Source organism: Erwinia sp. B116 (assembly GCF_002865965.1).
Taxonomy (GTDB): Bacteria; Pseudomonadota; Gammaproteobacteria; order Enterobacterales; family Enterobacteriaceae; genus Erwinia.
Genome location: NZ_JRZZ01000007.1, coordinates 109,608 through 124,364, shown reverse-complemented (window position 1 = coordinate 124,364; position 14,757 = coordinate 109,608). Strand labels below are relative to the sequence as shown.

13 protein-coding genes are annotated in these 14,757 nt (G+C 60.4%); 6 read left to right on the top strand and 7 right to left on the bottom strand.

From position 1 onward, the window contains the following. The first annotated feature begins 41 nt into the window (after nucleotides 1-41). The 3 genes from NV64_RS07700 (at nucleotide 42) to NV64_RS07690 (ending at nucleotide 1,470) form a co-directional block, all read left to right on the top strand. Nucleotides 42-533 (top strand): type VI secretion system tube protein TssD, encoded by a 492-nt coding sequence (locus tag NV64_RS07700; RefSeq protein ID WP_101505672.1) that lies wholly within the window; start codon nucleotides 42-44, stop codon nucleotides 531-533. Between the two features lie 80 nt (nucleotides 534-613). Next, on the top strand, nucleotides 614-973 hold the full coding sequence (locus tag NV64_RS07695; RefSeq protein WP_101505671.1) for a tlde1 domain-containing protein: 360 nt from the start codon (nucleotides 614-616) through the stop codon (nucleotides 971-973). Further along, nucleotides 970-1,470, top strand: coding sequence for a hypothetical protein (locus tag NV64_RS07690; RefSeq protein ID WP_101505670.1), 501 nt, complete (start codon nucleotides 970-972; stop codon nucleotides 1,468-1,470). The genes NV64_RS07695 and NV64_RS07690 overlap by 4 nt, the downstream gene beginning before the upstream one ends. Before the next feature lie 97 nt (nucleotides 1,471-1,567). Here the strand turns inward: NV64_RS07690 and NV64_RS07685 are convergent, their stop codons facing one another. The 7 genes from NV64_RS07685 to NV64_RS07655 all read right to left on the bottom strand — a co-directional run bounded on the left by NV64_RS07685 (nucleotide 1,568) and on the right by NV64_RS07655 (nucleotide 10,190). Continuing rightward, entirely contained in the window at nucleotides 1,568-2,188 is a 621-nt protein-coding gene (locus NV64_RS07685; RefSeq protein ID WP_233208949.1) for a TetR/AcrR family transcriptional regulator, read from the bottom strand. A gap of 46 nt (nucleotides 2,189-2,234) precedes the next feature. Beyond that, nucleotides 2,235-3,386, bottom strand: a complete 1,152-nt coding sequence (locus NV64_RS07680; protein WP_101505668.1) for a pyridoxal phosphate-dependent aminotransferase — start codon at nucleotides 3,384-3,386, stop codon at nucleotides 2,235-2,237. Between the two features lie 132 nt (nucleotides 3,387-3,518). Beyond that, nucleotides 3,519-4,325 carry an SDR family oxidoreductase gene (locus tag NV64_RS07675; protein WP_101505667.1) on the bottom strand — a complete coding sequence of 269 codons (807 nt, stop codon included), beginning with the start codon at nucleotides 4,323-4,325 and terminating at the stop codon, nucleotides 3,519-3,521. After that, on the bottom strand, nucleotides 4,322-6,010 hold the full coding sequence (locus NV64_RS07670) for a hydantoinase B/oxoprolinase family protein (RefSeq protein WP_101505666.1): 1,689 nt from the start codon (nucleotides 6,008-6,010) through the stop codon (nucleotides 4,322-4,324). Before NV64_RS07670 ends, NV64_RS07675 begins: the two co-directional genes overlap by 4 nt. Continuing rightward, the gene (locus NV64_RS07665; protein ID WP_101505665.1) at nucleotides 6,010-8,097 is read right to left on the bottom strand and encodes a hydantoinase/oxoprolinase family protein; all 2,088 of its coding nucleotides are present in this window, start codon (nucleotides 8,095-8,097) and stop codon (nucleotides 6,010-6,012) included. The genes NV64_RS07670 and NV64_RS07665 overlap by 1 nt, the downstream gene beginning before the upstream one ends. A 53-nt stretch (nucleotides 8,098-8,150) precedes the next feature. Then, nucleotides 8,151-9,455: an MFS transporter gene (locus NV64_RS07660; protein WP_233208948.1), complete on the bottom strand. Its 1,305-nt coding sequence runs from the start codon at nucleotides 9,453-9,455 to the stop codon at nucleotides 8,151-8,153. Nucleotides 9,456-9,557: 102 nt separating this feature from the next. Continuing rightward, entirely contained in the window at nucleotides 9,558-10,190 is a 633-nt protein-coding gene (locus tag NV64_RS07655) for an aldolase (protein ID WP_056241309.1), read from the bottom strand. Nucleotides 10,191-11,027: 837 nt separating this feature from the next. Here NV64_RS07655 and NV64_RS07650 point away from each other — a divergent pair. The 3 genes from NV64_RS07650 (at nucleotide 11,028) to NV64_RS07640 (ending at nucleotide 14,725) form a co-directional block, all read left to right on the top strand. Next, nucleotides 11,028-11,243 (top strand): hypothetical protein, encoded by a 216-nt coding sequence (locus NV64_RS07650; protein ID WP_101505663.1) that lies wholly within the window; start codon nucleotides 11,028-11,030, stop codon nucleotides 11,241-11,243. 103 nt (nucleotides 11,244-11,346) lie between these two features. Beyond that, on the top strand, nucleotides 11,347-12,633 hold the full coding sequence (locus tag NV64_RS07645; RefSeq protein ID WP_056241312.1) for an HlyD family secretion protein: 1,287 nt from the start codon (nucleotides 11,347-11,349) through the stop codon (nucleotides 12,631-12,633). Continuing rightward, nucleotides 12,626-14,725 carry a peptidase domain-containing ABC transporter gene (locus NV64_RS07640; protein WP_101505662.1) on the top strand — a complete coding sequence of 700 codons (2,100 nt, stop codon included), beginning with the start codon at nucleotides 12,626-12,628 and terminating at the stop codon, nucleotides 14,723-14,725. Before NV64_RS07645 ends, NV64_RS07640 begins: the two co-directional genes overlap by 8 nt. Nucleotides 14,726-14,757 lie beyond the last annotated feature (32 nt).

Below are 14,757 nucleotides of genomic sequence, written 5' to 3'. Positions count from 1 at the left end.
TGCGCGTTATAAATTCACTCATATAATTAAGGGTAATAAATATGGCAATACCTGTATATTTATTTTTAACTGACGATGCTGGAAATATCGTCAAGGGCGGCGTTGATATTCGTGGTCGTGAAAAAAGCATTGAAGTTCTTGACCTACATCATGGTGTATTCCTGCCAACAGATGATCTGACAGGGGAAATTTCAGGAATGCGAAACCATCTTTCGTATCTTATTGAAAAAGAGATTGATTGCTCTTCACCCTGGCTTTATAAGGCATTAACCAGCGGAAGGACTTTCAGAACGGCAGAACTTAAATTTTTTCAAATTAATACTGCCGGACAGGAAGAGGAGTACTTCAACACGTTACTGGAAGACGTCAAAGTTGTAACGATATTACCAGTAATGCATGACATCAAAGATGAAACAAAGAAACAGTTTAATCACATGGAGGCGATAGAATTTCGTTATCGTAAAATCACTTGGAAATATCTAATGGGGAATATAATACACTCAGATAACTGGGATGAAAGGAAGTCAGCCTGAAGAGATTTAACGCTGAGGGCCGGAGTTAATTGATGCATTCTCCTCCTTAGCCATAAATAATGCACACAAGGAATGTTCATATGACATGGGAATACTCGCAACGAACTGGTGTATTGACGCATAATGGTCAATTTTTTGCCCAAGGATACAGTGGTGCCGGGATTGGTGAGAACAATCCTGAAAAAGAAACTGAGACTGGTGTAGGTCCGATTCCAAAAGGGCACTACAGAATAGCAGGATCTCATAACACTATCACACAAGTAACAATTATTCTTGAGCCGATTCTTGGCACCAATACTTTTGGCCGCGATCTGTTCAGAATTCATGGCGGTAGCAAATCTGGAGCCCACAATGCTTCTCAAGGCTGCATTGTTATTGATGGCGTTGCAAGGAGGCAACGAATTGTAAACAGTGGCGACTCCATTCTGGTGGTACGATGATGAAAATCAGATATTTAGCGTTGTTACTTACTATTGTCTCATTCGGTGGTACAGCCACCACGGACATCTCTGAACTTGAAAAAAAAATCACTACTCTCGGCCCCAAAAAAACCATCGCCCAGCTATATGCCAATAATGAAAAAGAGTGGCTGTTAGTGACCTCGAAGATTGCACAAGGCGACCAGAGCTGGCTGCAGTTAGCGGCACAGCTTGCGCCGGGAGCGGACGCAGATTCTGCTGAGTCCCTGTCTTCAGCCTTAGGGTTAGCAATACCGCATAATCCAACGGGCGTATTGGCTATTACCAGCGAACGATATCCTCCTCTCGCGATGGCTAACGTTTGCAGTTTACCCTTCTACTCAATGAATGAAATCGAACTAAACCAGTACGTGGTGGATGCGATACGGGCCCTGTATAAAGTGCCCAATGGCAAGGCCTGCCTGGATAAGATAATCAGTACAATTGGGCAGTCCGACGGATATCGCGAGGACAACTGAGTTTATTCAATGCTCATGACTCCGAACAAAGTCTGCATGATATGCGGAGTGGCAAGCGCAATCATCGGGCCTCCGTGCCCAATGATAGGATAATGACTTACTTCTCGCGGCCTGCAGAGTGGCTGGCAGGTTCAGCGTTTGCCCCCTGCCCCTCGGCAAACCCGCGCAGCCCGCCCAGCAGCACCGCCATCAGCTGGCTGCCGACCTGCTGCTCGCTCAGGCCGACGGTGTCGAGCAGGTCGAAGATTTCACGTGGGTCAAACAGGATATTCCACAGAAATACCGCCTTATCGCCGATATCCGGCAGTGACTGCTCCTGCATCGCGTCACGCAACGCCGGGCGTACGGCGTTGGCCTGCACCAGCAGGTAGTCAGCGCCTTCCCATAAGCGGGCCAGGTAGCCACGGCGGTTACGCATCGGCACCATCGCCGCGCCGCGCTCGCGGACCAGTCTGATCCAGTAGCGGCTGATGCTCTCCAGCCGCTGCACCCCGCTGCCCTGTTGACGTTCGCTGAACTCCAGCAGCAGCTGGCCAACGTCCTGACGGTAGGTGTTCAGTACCTCCTCCACCGAGGCAAACTGCCGGTAGGCGGTCGCCACCGACACCCCGGCTTCATGGGCGATCTCGGTCATGCTGATCGGCCCTTCGGCCACCTCGAACAGCCTGGCCGCCGCCTGAATCAGGTTTTTGCGGTTCCTCTCCGTATCACTGCGCATTATTTTCGCCATGGTTAATCCCAGTCCGTGATGACTTTACAATGCCTTAGCCCAACAGCGCCAGACCGCGCTTCAGCCGTTTAACCCCTTCAGCGATCGCCTCACTGCTGGCAGCATAAGACAGGCGCAGGTGTTTTTCACCCGCCGCGCCGAATTCGCTGCCCGGCCGCACGGCAATGCCCTGTTCGCGCAGCATCGCCACCAGGTCGATGGCCGGGATCGGCAGCGCATAGGACGGGAAGCAGTAAAACGCCCCTTCCGGCGGGTTGAGGGTCAGCCCCGGGATGGCGTGCAGGCCATCCATCATCAGCTGCCGCCGCTGGCGGTAGACTGCCACCATCCGCTGCACGTCATCTTTACACTCGGTCAGCGCCACCCGTGCCGCGCGCTGTACCGCCGTATTTACCGAGCCGTTGACCGTGTTGTGTACCCGCGCCGCCGCCGCAATCATCTCTGCCGGGCCGGAGAGATAGCCGACGCGCCAGCCGGTCATGGCATAGCTTTTTGAGAAGGTCTGGCAGTAGAGCGTGCGGCCTCTGAACGCCGACACCTGCAGCACCGAGGTAAAGGGTCGGTCGGTAAATACCAGGTCACTGTAAGCTTCATCGGCAATCACCCGGATATTGTGCTGCTGCACCAGCGCGCCCAGCGTTTCGATCTCCTCCCGGCTGTGAACGATACCGGTGGGGTTGCCGGGGTTGCAGAAGACAAACAGCGCCGCCCCTTCCAGCGTCTGTGCCAGGCGCTGCAGATCCCAGTGCAGATCGGCTTTACACGGCATCGGCACGCAAATCCCGCCGGCCATATTCACCAGGTCCGCATACAGCGAATAGGTCGGATCGGGGATCACCACCCGGTCGCCGGGGTTAACGATAGAGAGAATGGCGGCGGCCAGCCCGGCAGTGCCGCCGTGGGTCACCAGCACTTCACTGGGTTTTACCGCCACGCCCGAGTGCGACTCAATCTCAGCGGCCAGCGCCTGGCACAGCGCCTTCTCTCCGAGCAGCGGCGCGTAGTGGGTGTAGCCGTCGCGCAGCGCATCGGCGGCGGCGGCAACGATACGCGGCGGCGTGTCAAAATCCGGTTCGCCCATCGCCAGTGAGATCATCTCCGCGCCGGAGGCGGGTTGCTGCACGCGCAGCGAGGTGCGTTCGATACGCAGCACGGCCTCGGCCGGGCTGAAAGGTTTTAATGACATAAGTTACCCCTGAACAGGTTAAGAGCCTGACGCATCAGGCTGCTGTATTTCGCCTAAGCTACGGTGTTTCCGCGCTGTCTGAATCCAAACGGGCTGCGACAATGACGCCTGATGAAACTGCTCTGAAGGGCGTTATTCGCGTTCACTCAGACAGTCGGCGGGCGCGCCCTGCCAGCGGCTGATCTCAAGATCACCGGAGATATCACGCAGTCGGGTCGGCGCAATGCGCAACTCTTCAATCACCGTGCGGGGCGGCAGTGAGGCGCACATCAGGATTGCCGCTGCCACGTCTTCCGGCTGCACCATCGCGTCACGCACCGCCTGTTCCGGCGGCCTGGCGCGGCTGTTCATAATCGGCGTATTAACCTCTCCCGGCAGAATGCAGGTGGCGCGAATGCCGTCGTTACGGTAGGTGTTGTGCAGGTAGGCCATAAAGTTGCGTACCCCGGCCTTGGCGGCACCGTAGGCCGCCCCGCCCAGCAGATTGGGGCGCAGCGCCGCCAGCGAGGAGACGGTAATCACCGTGCCCGCGCCGCGCTTAAGCATCCCCGGCAGCACCGCCTGGGTGAGCAGGAATACCGCCTTCAGGTTGACGTCCTGCACCTGTTGCCACTCCTGCTCTTCAATCCAGCGGGCGTTGAGGGTTTTACTGGCGCTGCCGGCGTTATTGACCAGAATATCCACCGGGCCGAGTTCGGCTTCAACCGCAGCGATCAGCGCCGTGACCTCCGCTTTACGTTCGATATGGCAGACGTGCGGCCAGACATCACCGCCCTGCTGGCGCAGCGCCGCCGCCACCCCTTCCAGCACCTCAATCCGTCGGCCGACCAGCACCACGCGCGCTCCGGCGGCCGCCAGTGCGGCGGCGCTGCTTCTGCCGATACCGCTGCCCGCCCCGGTCACCAGCGCAACCTGTCCCTTCAGCGTTTGCCCGTTCATTTTGCCTCCTTTAGCAGCGTTTCTGCCGCAATGCCGTAATCCCGCAGCGCGCCTTCCGCGCTGATATACCCTTCCTGCAGATCGAACAGGATCGCTTCCCGGCTGCGCTCCGCCACCGGCATCTTGCCGCCGCCGCCGGGCATCTGAATCGTAATCTCATCGCCAGGCTGCACGTCGTGCCGTCCGACCGGTTTCGCCAGCGGCTGGCCGTTCAGCGCAATCAGGTTCGGTGCACCGGCCTCGCCGCCCAGCACGCCCTGCGCCGGGTGCTTCTGACGCGAATAGAACATGCTGTGCGACAGCGGATAGGGGCTGGTGTTGCGGATGGTCATGCGCTGCGCCACGCCGCCGCGCCAGCGCCCGGCACCGCCGGAGTCCGGCACGAGGGCCTTTTCCAGAAACAGCAGCGGCGTGGCGGCTTCGATCAGCTCCACCGGGGTGGAGGACATATTGCCAGGGAAACCGGTGACGATGCCGTCCGCCGCCGGGCGGGCGCCGGTGCCGCCGTTGACGCACAGGCTTTCGACAAAGCGGCGACCGTCGTCAAACTGCCCGGCGAACACGTCGCAGGTCACCGGCGCGCTGCCGGAGTGGCCCATCACCCGCTCCGGCATAATCTCTGCCAGCGCGCTGAAGATCGCCGCGTGGGCCATATGGCCGACGCGGTTACGCATCTCCACCGCGCAGGGTGGCCGCGCGTTGGCGATCGATCCTTCCGGCGCGGTAACGCGAATCGATTTAAAGCAGCCTTCGTTATTTGGCAGGTGCGGCTCCAGCAGGCACTTCAGCGGATAGACGCTGTAGGCGTAGGTGAAGGACATCGGGCAGTTGCTGCCAAACAGCGACTCGGCCGACGAACCGGCGTAGTCGATGGTGATATTGCTGCCCTCGACGATCACCGTCACATTCAGGTGGATATCACCCTCGTAGTCGCCAATATCCACCGCGGCCTGGTAACGGCCATCGGGCACCGCCGTAATCGCCTTGCGCATCGCCTGTTCGGTCAGCGCGTGGATTTTCTCTGCCAGCGGCTGCAGCGAATCGAGATGCAGATCGTCCATCAGCCCCAGCAGCCCGCTGGCACCAATCTGGTTGGCGGCCAGCATGGCGTGCAGGTCACCCTCCACCTGATCCGGGGCGCGCACGTTGGCCAGCAGCAGGTCCAACAGCTGCTGGTTGATGACTCCCTCGTGGACCAGCTTGCTCGGCGGGATCAGAAACCCCTCTTCAAACATGTCGCGTGAGGAGCCCATATTCAGCGAGCCGCCGATATCTGACATATGCGCCGCCGCGCCGGTAAAGGCGACCAGCCGGCCGTCGCGGAATACCGGGGTGACGATGGTAACGTCGTTAAGGTGCCCGGTGCCCAGCCAGGGATCGTTGGTGACCAGGCTGTCGCCCGGCTTCAGCGTCTCCGCAGGAAATTTCGCCAGCAGATGGCGCACGGTGGCCGGCAGGGTGCCGATAAACACCGGGACGCTGGCCTTCGGCTGCGCCAGCGAGTTGCCCTCTGCATCCATCAGCAGGCAGGAGTAGTCACCCACCTCGCGGATAATGCTGGAGAAGGCCATATTGACCAGCGTGGCCGCCGCCTCTTCCGAGATGCTGACCAGCCGGTCCCAGGTGATGCGCAGGGCCACCGGATCGTTAAGGAAGCGCAGATTTTCGTGGGTTGTGATGCTCATCAGTTCAGCTCCATCAGGATATTGCCCTGTTCATCCAGCGTCGCGACCGCCCCCGGCCCGACAAAAATCGCACACTCTTTTTCCTGCAGCAGCGCCGGGCCGTAAACCGACTCGCCGGCGACCAGTAAGGCGCGCGGGATCGCCCGGCAGGTGCTGAAACCGGCATCACGCCCGAGGTAAACGCGCAGCGACTTCTCTGCTGGCTGCGTCCCGCCCGTCTCCGCCTCGTCACGGGTGTGCAGCGGCGGCGCGGCGGTCTGTACCCGGCCGCGCCAGTTGACCACCTCCACCTCCAGACCCGGCAGCGTGCGGCCAAAGCGCTGGTGATGCGCCTGCTCAAAGGCCGCGATTAGCGACTGCACGTCCCCGTCGTCGATAAAGGCATCCGGCAGGGGCAGCGTCAGCTGCGATCCCTGGCCGACGTAGCGTACGTCGGCCAGCCGCTGTACTTCCGCGCTGGCCGGGTCGACGCTGGCCGCGGCCAGGGTGGTAAAGGCCTCATCAAAGCCTTCGGCAAGCAGCGCGCGCACGGCGGCCATTGGCAGGCCCGGCCGCAGGCGGCAGCGGTCGCTGCGGACAAAGTCGGCACCCGGCGGCGCGGTCAGCAGGCCAAAGGCGGAGTAAACCCCGGCTCCGTTGGGGAAGAACACCCGCTTTACGTGCAGGGTGCGCGCCAGCGACCAGGCGTGGCTTGGCCCGGCGCCGCCGAAGGCCAGCATGGTCATCTGCTGCGGGCTGACGTTTTTCTCCACCGCGTGGGTGCGCAGCGCCTCGGCCATTTTGCTGTTGGCAACCTCATGGATGCCCCACGCGGCCTCTTCAATGCTCAGGCCAAGCGGGAGGGCCACCGTCTCAATCGCGCGCCGCGCCGCGGCGACGTCCAGCGGCATACGGCCGCCGAGGAAGGCCAACGGGTCGAGCAGCCCGAGTACCAGGTTAGCGTCGGTTACCGTCGGCAATACGCCACCGCGCGCGTAGCAGGCCGGCCCCGGGAACGCGCTGGCGCTCTCCGGGCCGATCTCCAGCAGCCCCAGCCGATCGACGCGGGCGATGCTGCCGCCGCCGGCACCGATCTCAATCATATCCACCACCGGCAGCTTGACCGGCAGGCCGCTGCCCTTCAGCAGGCGGTCGGCGCGCCCTACCTCATAATCGGTGGTGATCGACGGCACGCCGCCGCGTACCACGCAGGCTTTGGCGGTGGTGCCGCCCATATCAAAGGCCAGCACCTGCGGCAGCGCGTTGCGGCGCGCAAAGGCGGCGGTGGCGACGATGCCGCCGGCCGGGCCGGATTCAATAATCCGCGTCGGGTAGTCGGCGGCCACCTGCGGTGCCATCAGCCCGCCGTTCGAGCCCATCACCAGCCAGTCGCAGGTGAAGCCGCCGTCGCGCAGTTTGCGCTCCAGCTGCGCCATATAGTGGCGGGCTTTTGGCTGGACAAAAGCGTTCATCGCCGTCAGCACGCCGCGGTCATACTCGCGGATTTCGCGTGAAACCTTATGTGAGACGGAGACCGACACGCCCGGCAGTTCGCGCTGCAGGATGGCTTCAATGCGTAACTCGTGCTCAGGCCAGGCGTAAGCGTGCATGCACAGCACCGCCACCGCCTCATAGCCCGCCTTTCTCAGCTCAGCGGCCTGCGCCACCACCTCTGCGTCATCCAGTGGCGTGACAACGTCACCGCGAGCCGTTACCCGTTCACTGATTTCAAACGCCTGGGAGCGCGGCAGCAAAGGCGCAGCGGGCGCGCCGTTAAGGTCGTAGATGTCGTAGCGATACTCACGGCCCAGCACCAGTACATCGCGGAAGCCCTTTGTCACCAGCAGCGCCGTTTTTGCCCCGCGCCGCTCCAGCAGCGCGTTAATCGCCAGCGTGGTGCCGTGGGTGATGGTGTGGATCTGGCTGGCCTGTAGCCCGGCCATCGCCACCAGTTCGGTTAAGCCGGTATAAGCGCCTTCTGATGGATCGTGCGGCGTGGTCAGCGTTTTATGGCGCAGCGTGCTGCCGGTGGCATCGTTCAGCAGCACCAGGTCGGTAAAGGTGCCGCCGATATCAAACCCCATGCGCCAGGGTGAATCCTGTTTCATAGTGACCTCAGATGTTCAGAATGTTCAGAGTGTTCGGTTGGCCCGGCGGGCCGTTATACGTCGCGCAGCGGTTTACCGGCGGTCTCTTTCAGGTACAGGGTGCTGATTAAGGTCAGCGCGGCGGTGGCGATCACCATATAGCTGGGGATGCTGGCGATGCCGGTCAGGCCGATCAGCCAGGTCATCAGCAGCGGCGCGGAGCCACCGAAAATTACCGTAGAGAGGTTAAAACCGATGCTGTAGGCGCTGTAGCGCACGGTGGTGGGGAACATCTCCGCCAGCGCGGCCTGAATCACTCCGGCGTGGCCGGCAAAGGCCAGCGCCAGCAGAATGGCGGCCATACAGGCCAGCGGCAGCATACCCAGCGTCAGCAGCCAGAAGCAGGGCCACGCCAGTACCGCCATCGCAATCGCCGAAGCGACCAGCAGCGGCTTGCGTCCCAGCCGGTCAGAGAGCCACGCCATCAGCGGAATGGCGGCGATAATGGTCAGCAGACCGCAGGCGGTCACCATCAGGCTCTGGATCTGGGTAAAGTGCATCACCTTATTCAGGTAGGTCGGCATATAGACGAACAGAATGTAGTAACCGGGGCCGTTAACGGCGGGTAGCGTGATCGCCAGCAGGATGGCTTTCAGGTGCCGTTTTGAGGTCAATACCTCACGCAGCGGATTGGCCACCACGCGTTTTTCGCTCTTCATCAGACGGAAGTGCGGCGTGTCTTCAATGCGGGTGCGGATATAGACGCCGATCAGCGCCATCGGGATCGCCAGCAGGAACGGCACGCGCCACACCCAGGCCACCATCGCCTGCGGGCCGTACAGGTTGATCAGGCCGCTGATCAGCAGGCTGCCGAACAGCAGCGCGATAAACGAGCCCATCACCAGCGGCGACATCACCACCGCACGGCGGTGATCTTCCGCGTACTCGGCAACAAACGACCCGGCACCGGAGACTTCACCGCCCGCCGAGAAGCCCTGCACGATGCGCAGTAAAATCAGCAGCGCCGGTGCCGCCCAGCCGATGCTCTGATAGCTGGGCAGCAGGCCGATAGCGGCGGTCGCCAGCGAGATCATCAGCAGCAGGATCGCCAGCAGCTTCTGGCGGCCAATTTTGTCGCCGAAGTAACCGCAGATAATGCCGCCAAACGGCCGCACCACAAAGCTGACGGTAAAGCCGAGATAGGTCAGCATCAGCCCGGCATCGGTCATCCCCATCTCGCTGGAGGAGAACACCAGCACCAGCGTACTGACCAGCAGGCCATAAATGCCGTAGTCATACCATTCGACAAAGGAGCCGACGCCACCGGCCAGCGACGCGCGCCTGACCACGCTGTTTTGTGCCGCCGCTTTTGATGGCATCGGGTAATCCATCGGGACTGCCTGAGATTTATTCATGGTTGTGCCCTGCTACAGTGTTGACGAAATCCGGTCAGCGCGGCTGAACCGGCACGGCGTATTCAGCTAGCGGTACTGACGGGTGACTTCGGCGGTCATCTCCGCTTCTCGCTTAGCCACCTCTCTGACTTTTTCCAGCACACCGGCGGCGCGCCAGAACGGGATCACAATCACGCCATCGGCATCGGCTACCACGATATCGCCGGCGCAGCACACCACGCCGCCGATCGCCACCGGTTCACCAATCACACCCGGACCATTCTTATACGGACCGGCCGGCGTGGTGCCGCGGGCAAAGGTCGGAAAACCGGTCGACTCAATCACGCTGCGATCGCGGATCGCGCCGTCGATAATCTGCCCGCATGCCCCGGCGTGCTGGAAACGCTGGGTCAGCTGTTCGCCCACCAGCGCCCGGTCGGTGTGGCCCATACCGTTAATCACCATCACATCACCCGGCTCGATATACTCCAGCGCCATAATCACCGCCGCGTTATCGCCGGCGGTCACCTGTACCGGCAGCGCAAACCCGCAAAACTGGCTCTGCCCGGCCAGCGGAACAATCCCGGCATCACACATACTCAGCCGTTCCATCGCATCACCGATATTGGCTACCGGAAACGCGGAAAATGCTTCCAGCCACTCGGAAGATGGCCGCGTCCAGCGCGGGGCAATACGAACCTCTGCAGTTTCAAGTGCCATAACTTACCTCGTCGTTATTGTGATAATGATTTCTCGAATGAGAATGTTTTATCACTTTAAAAATTAATCTGGCAATCGATTTCTGCGGAGGGAATTAATGGAAAAGGTGAGATTCATCACAATAAAATGACATGCTATGATTAAGTTGAAATGACAAAAATCATTCAAAAACATAACGTTAGAATAATTTAAATCGAAAATTACAGACGTTCAAAAATGCAGGTAGCATCACATAAAACAGGTCATTCTCTTTTCTTATGGTTTTGGAGTTAAACATAATGCAGGGTTAACTAAATTCTGCCGAAAATAAACGCACGCATGCTCTCCCCGCCCCAAAAATGTGCACAAAGCCAGTAAAGGAACATTATTTTCATCAATTTTGCACCCCGCCGGACCATTCTTCCCCATTACCCGTGCAATTAAGGTGCAAGCTTCTTCCCCGATCCAATATGCGACGAGGAATAACTCAGCCAACGCCATCGCTGATTATCAGGGAGGGCAGCGGGATGAGCCCGAAGCGGGGTAACCCGCGCAGGGTCGCCCGCTGACAGGCCCGGCACTCTCGATCACAAAGACAACGAGCCCTTCTATCTCCATTCCAAAATTCAATAGTATTTTTTATGATTTATCACCCCACCCGCATCACCAAAACAGTCATAAAATTAATGATTTCCATAAATCACCTGACCGCCAGTCTCATAAACGCAGCCAAAACTCCGCCACAGAGACTGGTTGCCAACAACTGTTCTGCTATGCTCTTTTCAGCCTGCTGTTAATGGCTTACCTCCCCTGATGCTCAGTCATCAGGCACATCAAGTTTATTGCGGAGTAGTGGAAATGACTTCAACCATTCGTGAATTAACTGAAACAGAAATTGATGATGTTGCAGGTGGCGGTCTCCTGGGTAGCGTGCTGGGGCTAACCAGTTCATTAGGTCTCAACCTCGGTTCTGTCGTCCAGGTCACGCCGGGCCAGGGCGTCACCGTGGCGCTGCCGGGCGTACAGGCGGCGACCGTTGGCGTTGGCGGCCTGCTGGGCAAACTGCTGTTCTGATACTGCCCGTCAGACATCCTCTTCAGGAAAAAAAGCCTCCGCCGCGTCGGGGGCTTTTTTTAGTATGCTATGCTGCCACAGAACATCTGACCAGGGATATGCCATGCCGATACAGTTTCGCCCGGAGGTGACGCAGCATCAGCAAAGCCGCTGGAACGGCCAGGTGCTGCTGCTGAACGGCTGGCCGCTGTGGCTGACCCTGCTGCTGACCGCCGGCTTTATCATCGCACTGCTTACCTTACTGATTTCAGGTACCTACACCCGCCGCATTACCGTTAACGGTGAAATCATCACCGAACCGCGCACCATCAACCTGTTTGCCCCGGAACAGGGCATCGTCTCAAAGCTGCTGGTGGCCGACGGTCAGCAGGTTAACGCAGGTACGCCGCTCTACCAGCTGGACGTCAGCCAGGTGACCGACACGGGCAGCGTCAGCGGCACCACCCTCACCATCCTCGAACAACAGACGAAGCAGCTGGACGCCATTATCAGCCAGCTGCAGAGCAACAAACGGGAAACGCTGTCCAGCCTGCAACAACAGCTGAAACAGTATCAGCAGGCGCAGCAGGGCCTGGAGGGGATGGTGACCACGGCCCGCGAAGGCCTGCAGGCGATGCGTGCCAGTCGGGATTCCTATGAAGCCTCGCTGCGCAAGGGGCTGATCAACACCGATCAGATGAATAACCAGCGTTACCTCTACTATCAGCAGCAGAGCGTATTTCAGAGCCTGAACTCGCAGGCGCTGCAACAGTCGCTGCAGATCACCACCCTGAAAAGCGAGCTGCAGACCAAAGCCGCCGACTTCGATAATCAGATCGCCCAGTCGCGCTATCAGCGTGATGACCTCGCGCGCCAGCGGGCAGAGACCGGCGCGCGCGGCAGCCGGATGATCATCGCCCCGACCCGCGGCGTGGTCTCCTCGCTCAGCGTGACGCCAGGGCAGATGGTCAACGCCGGCGACAGCCTGATCCAGCTGGTGCCCTCCTCGCATGCCAGCGTGCTCTTTGTCGCCTGGCTGCCCGACGACAGCCGCCCGCACGTGGCACCGGGGGAAACCATCAATATCCGCTATGCCGCCTTCCCCTATGAGAAGTACGGCCAGTTCCCCGGCCGCATTGTCTCCGTCTCCGCTGCGCCGGTGCCGGTGCGTGAGCTGGAGGGGTGGGCCAGCGTGCCGCGCGACCCGGCCGGCCGGGTTAACGGCTCCTGGTATAAGGCCACGGTGGCGCTGGATAACGGCGGCCTGAGCTGGCAGGGCCAGCCGCTGGTGCTCTCCAGCGGCATGCAGGCGCAGTCGACGCTGTTTCTGGAAAAACGCCCGCTCTATCAGTGGATGCTCTCCCCCTATTACAGCCTGAAGAAAAGCATCACGGGACCCGTCAATGAATAAAGAAGACGTGCAGCAACTGGCCAGCCGCCTGCACCTGGGCCTGCGACGCCGCGTGCCACAAATCATCCAGACCGAAGCCGCCGAGTGCGGGCTGGCCTGTCTGGCAATGGTCTGCGGCTGGTTTGGCCTGCATACCGACCTGCTGACGCTGCGCCAGCGGTTTGACGTCTCCAGCCGCGGCGTGACGCTGCGCACGCTGATGGCGGTGGCCGGCGCGCTGAATCTGAAATCGCGCGCGCTGCAGCTGGATATCGACCAGCTTGCGGCGCTGAAAACCCCGGCGATCCTGCACTGGGATATGAACCATTTTGTGGTACTGGTCGCCGTGCGCGGCAGCCGGGTAATTATTCACGATCCGGCTTCCGGGCGACGGGTGCTGAGCCTGAACGATGTGTCGCAGCACTTCACCGGCGTGGCGCTGGAGCTGTGGCCGGACGGTGAATTCACCCGCCAGAAACGCCAGAAACGCGTCAGCATCCGCTCGCTGATGGGCAGCATCAGCGGCCTGCCCGCCACCCTGACCAAAATCGCCTGCCTGGCGCTGATGATCGAGTCGGTTAACCTGCTGCTGCCGGTGGGGATGCAGCTGGTGATGGACCATGTGATCCCGGCGCGGGACGCCGACCTGCTGACGCTGATTTGCCTCGGCCTGCTGTTCTTTGTGCTGTTCCGCACCGGCATGGGCATCGTGCGATCCTGGACCACGCTGGTGATGACCACGCTGATCGACGTGCAGTGGAAGGCGCGGCTGTTTGACCATCTGATGGCGCTGCCGCTGGCGTGGTTTGAAAAGCGCAAGCTGGGGGACATTCAGTCGCGCTTTCTCTCCCTTGATACGCTGAAAGCCACGCTGACCAGCAACGTCGTTAACAGCCTGATGGACGGCGTGATGACCATCGGGCTGCTGGTGATGATGGTACTGTACGGCGGCTGGCTGGTGTGGGTGGTGCTGGCATTCACCGCGATTTACTGCCTGTTCCGCCTGAGCACCTATCAGCGTTACCGGCAGATCTCGGAAGAGATGCTGGTAAAAAATGCCCGTTCCGGCTCGCACTTTATGGAAACCCTGTACGGCATCACCACGCTGAAGGTGCTCGGGCTCTCCGGCACCCGGGCGCAGCACTGGCTGAATATGAATATCGACGCCGCCAACGTCGGGGTGCGCAAGGCCAAATTTGAGATGCTGTTCAGCGGCGGCAGCACGCTGATCGCCACCCTGGATCAGATCGCCCTGCTGTGGCTGGGTGCCACTCAGGTCATTGACGGCCATATGACGCTGGGGATGTTTGTCGCCTTCAACACCTACCGCGGGCAGTTTTCGGAGCGCACCGCCAACCTGCTGGAGATGCTGCTGCAGCTGCGCATGCTGTCGCTGCACGCCGAACGCATCGCCGACATCGCGCTGACCGAAACCGAACCGGTACAGCCGGACCGGCCGCTGCTGCGCCCCGGCGAACCGGCCGGGCTGGAGGTGCACAACCTCGGTTTCCAGTACGATGCGCTCTCCGCGCCGCTGTTCCGCGAACTGAGCTTCAGCGTCGCTCCCGGCGAGTGCCTGGCGATTACCGGCCCCTCCGGCAAGGGCAAAACCACGCTGATGAAGATCCTCACCGGTCTGCTGCAGCCCACCGTTGGCGAGGTGCGGCTTAACGGTCTGGATATCAGCCAGGCGGGCAGCAATAACTACCGCGCCTGCATCGCCTGCGTGCTGCAGGAGGACACGCTGTTTGCCGGTTCGATCGCCGATAATATTGCCGGCTTCGACGGCCAGAAGGATGAGGCCTGGCTGCTGGAGTGCGCACAGCGCAGCGCGATCCACGAGGATATTATGCGCATGCCGATGGGCTATGAGACGCTGATCAGCGAGCTGGGCAGCAGCCTCTCCGGCGGCCAGAAACAGCGGCTGCTGATCGCCCGCGCGCTCTATCGCCGCCCGGCGATCCTGTTCCTCGATGAGGCGACCAGCCACCTGGATACCGACAGCGAAGCGCGGGTTAACACCGCCATTCAGGGGCTGAATATCACCCGGGTAATCATCGCCCACCGGCCTTCGACCATTGCCTCGGCGGATCGGGTAATGACGCTGGGCTGACGGCGAACGCACGGGCGGATTCAGGAATTTCC

Bases quoted from the DNA above. Each gene is read 5' to 3' on its own strand.
- NV64_RS07700 (WP_101505672.1), top strand. From the start codon at position 42: ATGGCAATACCTGTATATTTATTTTTAACTGACGATGCTGGAAATATC.
- NV64_RS07695 (WP_101505671.1), top strand. From the start codon at position 614: ATGACATGGGAATACTCGCAACGAACTGGTGTATTGACGCATAATGGT.
- NV64_RS07690 (WP_101505670.1), top strand. From the start codon at position 970: ATGATGAAAATCAGATATTTAGCGTTGTTACTTACTATTGTCTCATTC.
- NV64_RS07685 (WP_233208949.1), bottom strand. From the start codon at position 2,188: ATGCGCAGTGATACGGAGAGGAACCGCAAAAACCTGATTCAGGCGGCG.
- NV64_RS07680 (WP_101505668.1), bottom strand. From the start codon at position 3,386: ATGTCATTAAAACCTTTCAGCCCGGCCGAGGCCGTGCTGCGTATCGAA.
- NV64_RS07675 (WP_101505667.1), bottom strand. From the start codon at position 4,325: ATGAACGGGCAAACGCTGAAGGGACAGGTTGCGCTGGTGACCGGGGCG.
- NV64_RS07670 (WP_101505666.1), bottom strand. From the start codon at position 6,010: ATGAGCATCACAACCCACGAAAATCTGCGCTTCCTTAACGATCCGGTG.
- NV64_RS07665 (WP_101505665.1), bottom strand. From the start codon at position 8,097: ATGAAACAGGATTCACCCTGGCGCATGGGGTTTGATATCGGCGGCACC.
- NV64_RS07660 (WP_233208948.1), bottom strand. From the start codon at position 9,455: ATGCCATCAAAAGCGGCGGCACAAAACAGCGTGGTCAGGCGCGCGTCG.
- NV64_RS07655 (WP_056241309.1), bottom strand. From the start codon at position 10,190: ATGGCACTTGAAACTGCAGAGGTTCGTATTGCCCCGCGCTGGACGCGG.
- NV64_RS07650 (WP_101505663.1), top strand. From the start codon at position 11,028: ATGACTTCAACCATTCGTGAATTAACTGAAACAGAAATTGATGATGTT.
- NV64_RS07645 (WP_056241312.1), top strand. From the start codon at position 11,347: ATGCCGATACAGTTTCGCCCGGAGGTGACGCAGCATCAGCAAAGCCGC.
- NV64_RS07640 (WP_101505662.1), top strand. From the start codon at position 12,626: ATGAATAAAGAAGACGTGCAGCAACTGGCCAGCCGCCTGCACCTGGGC.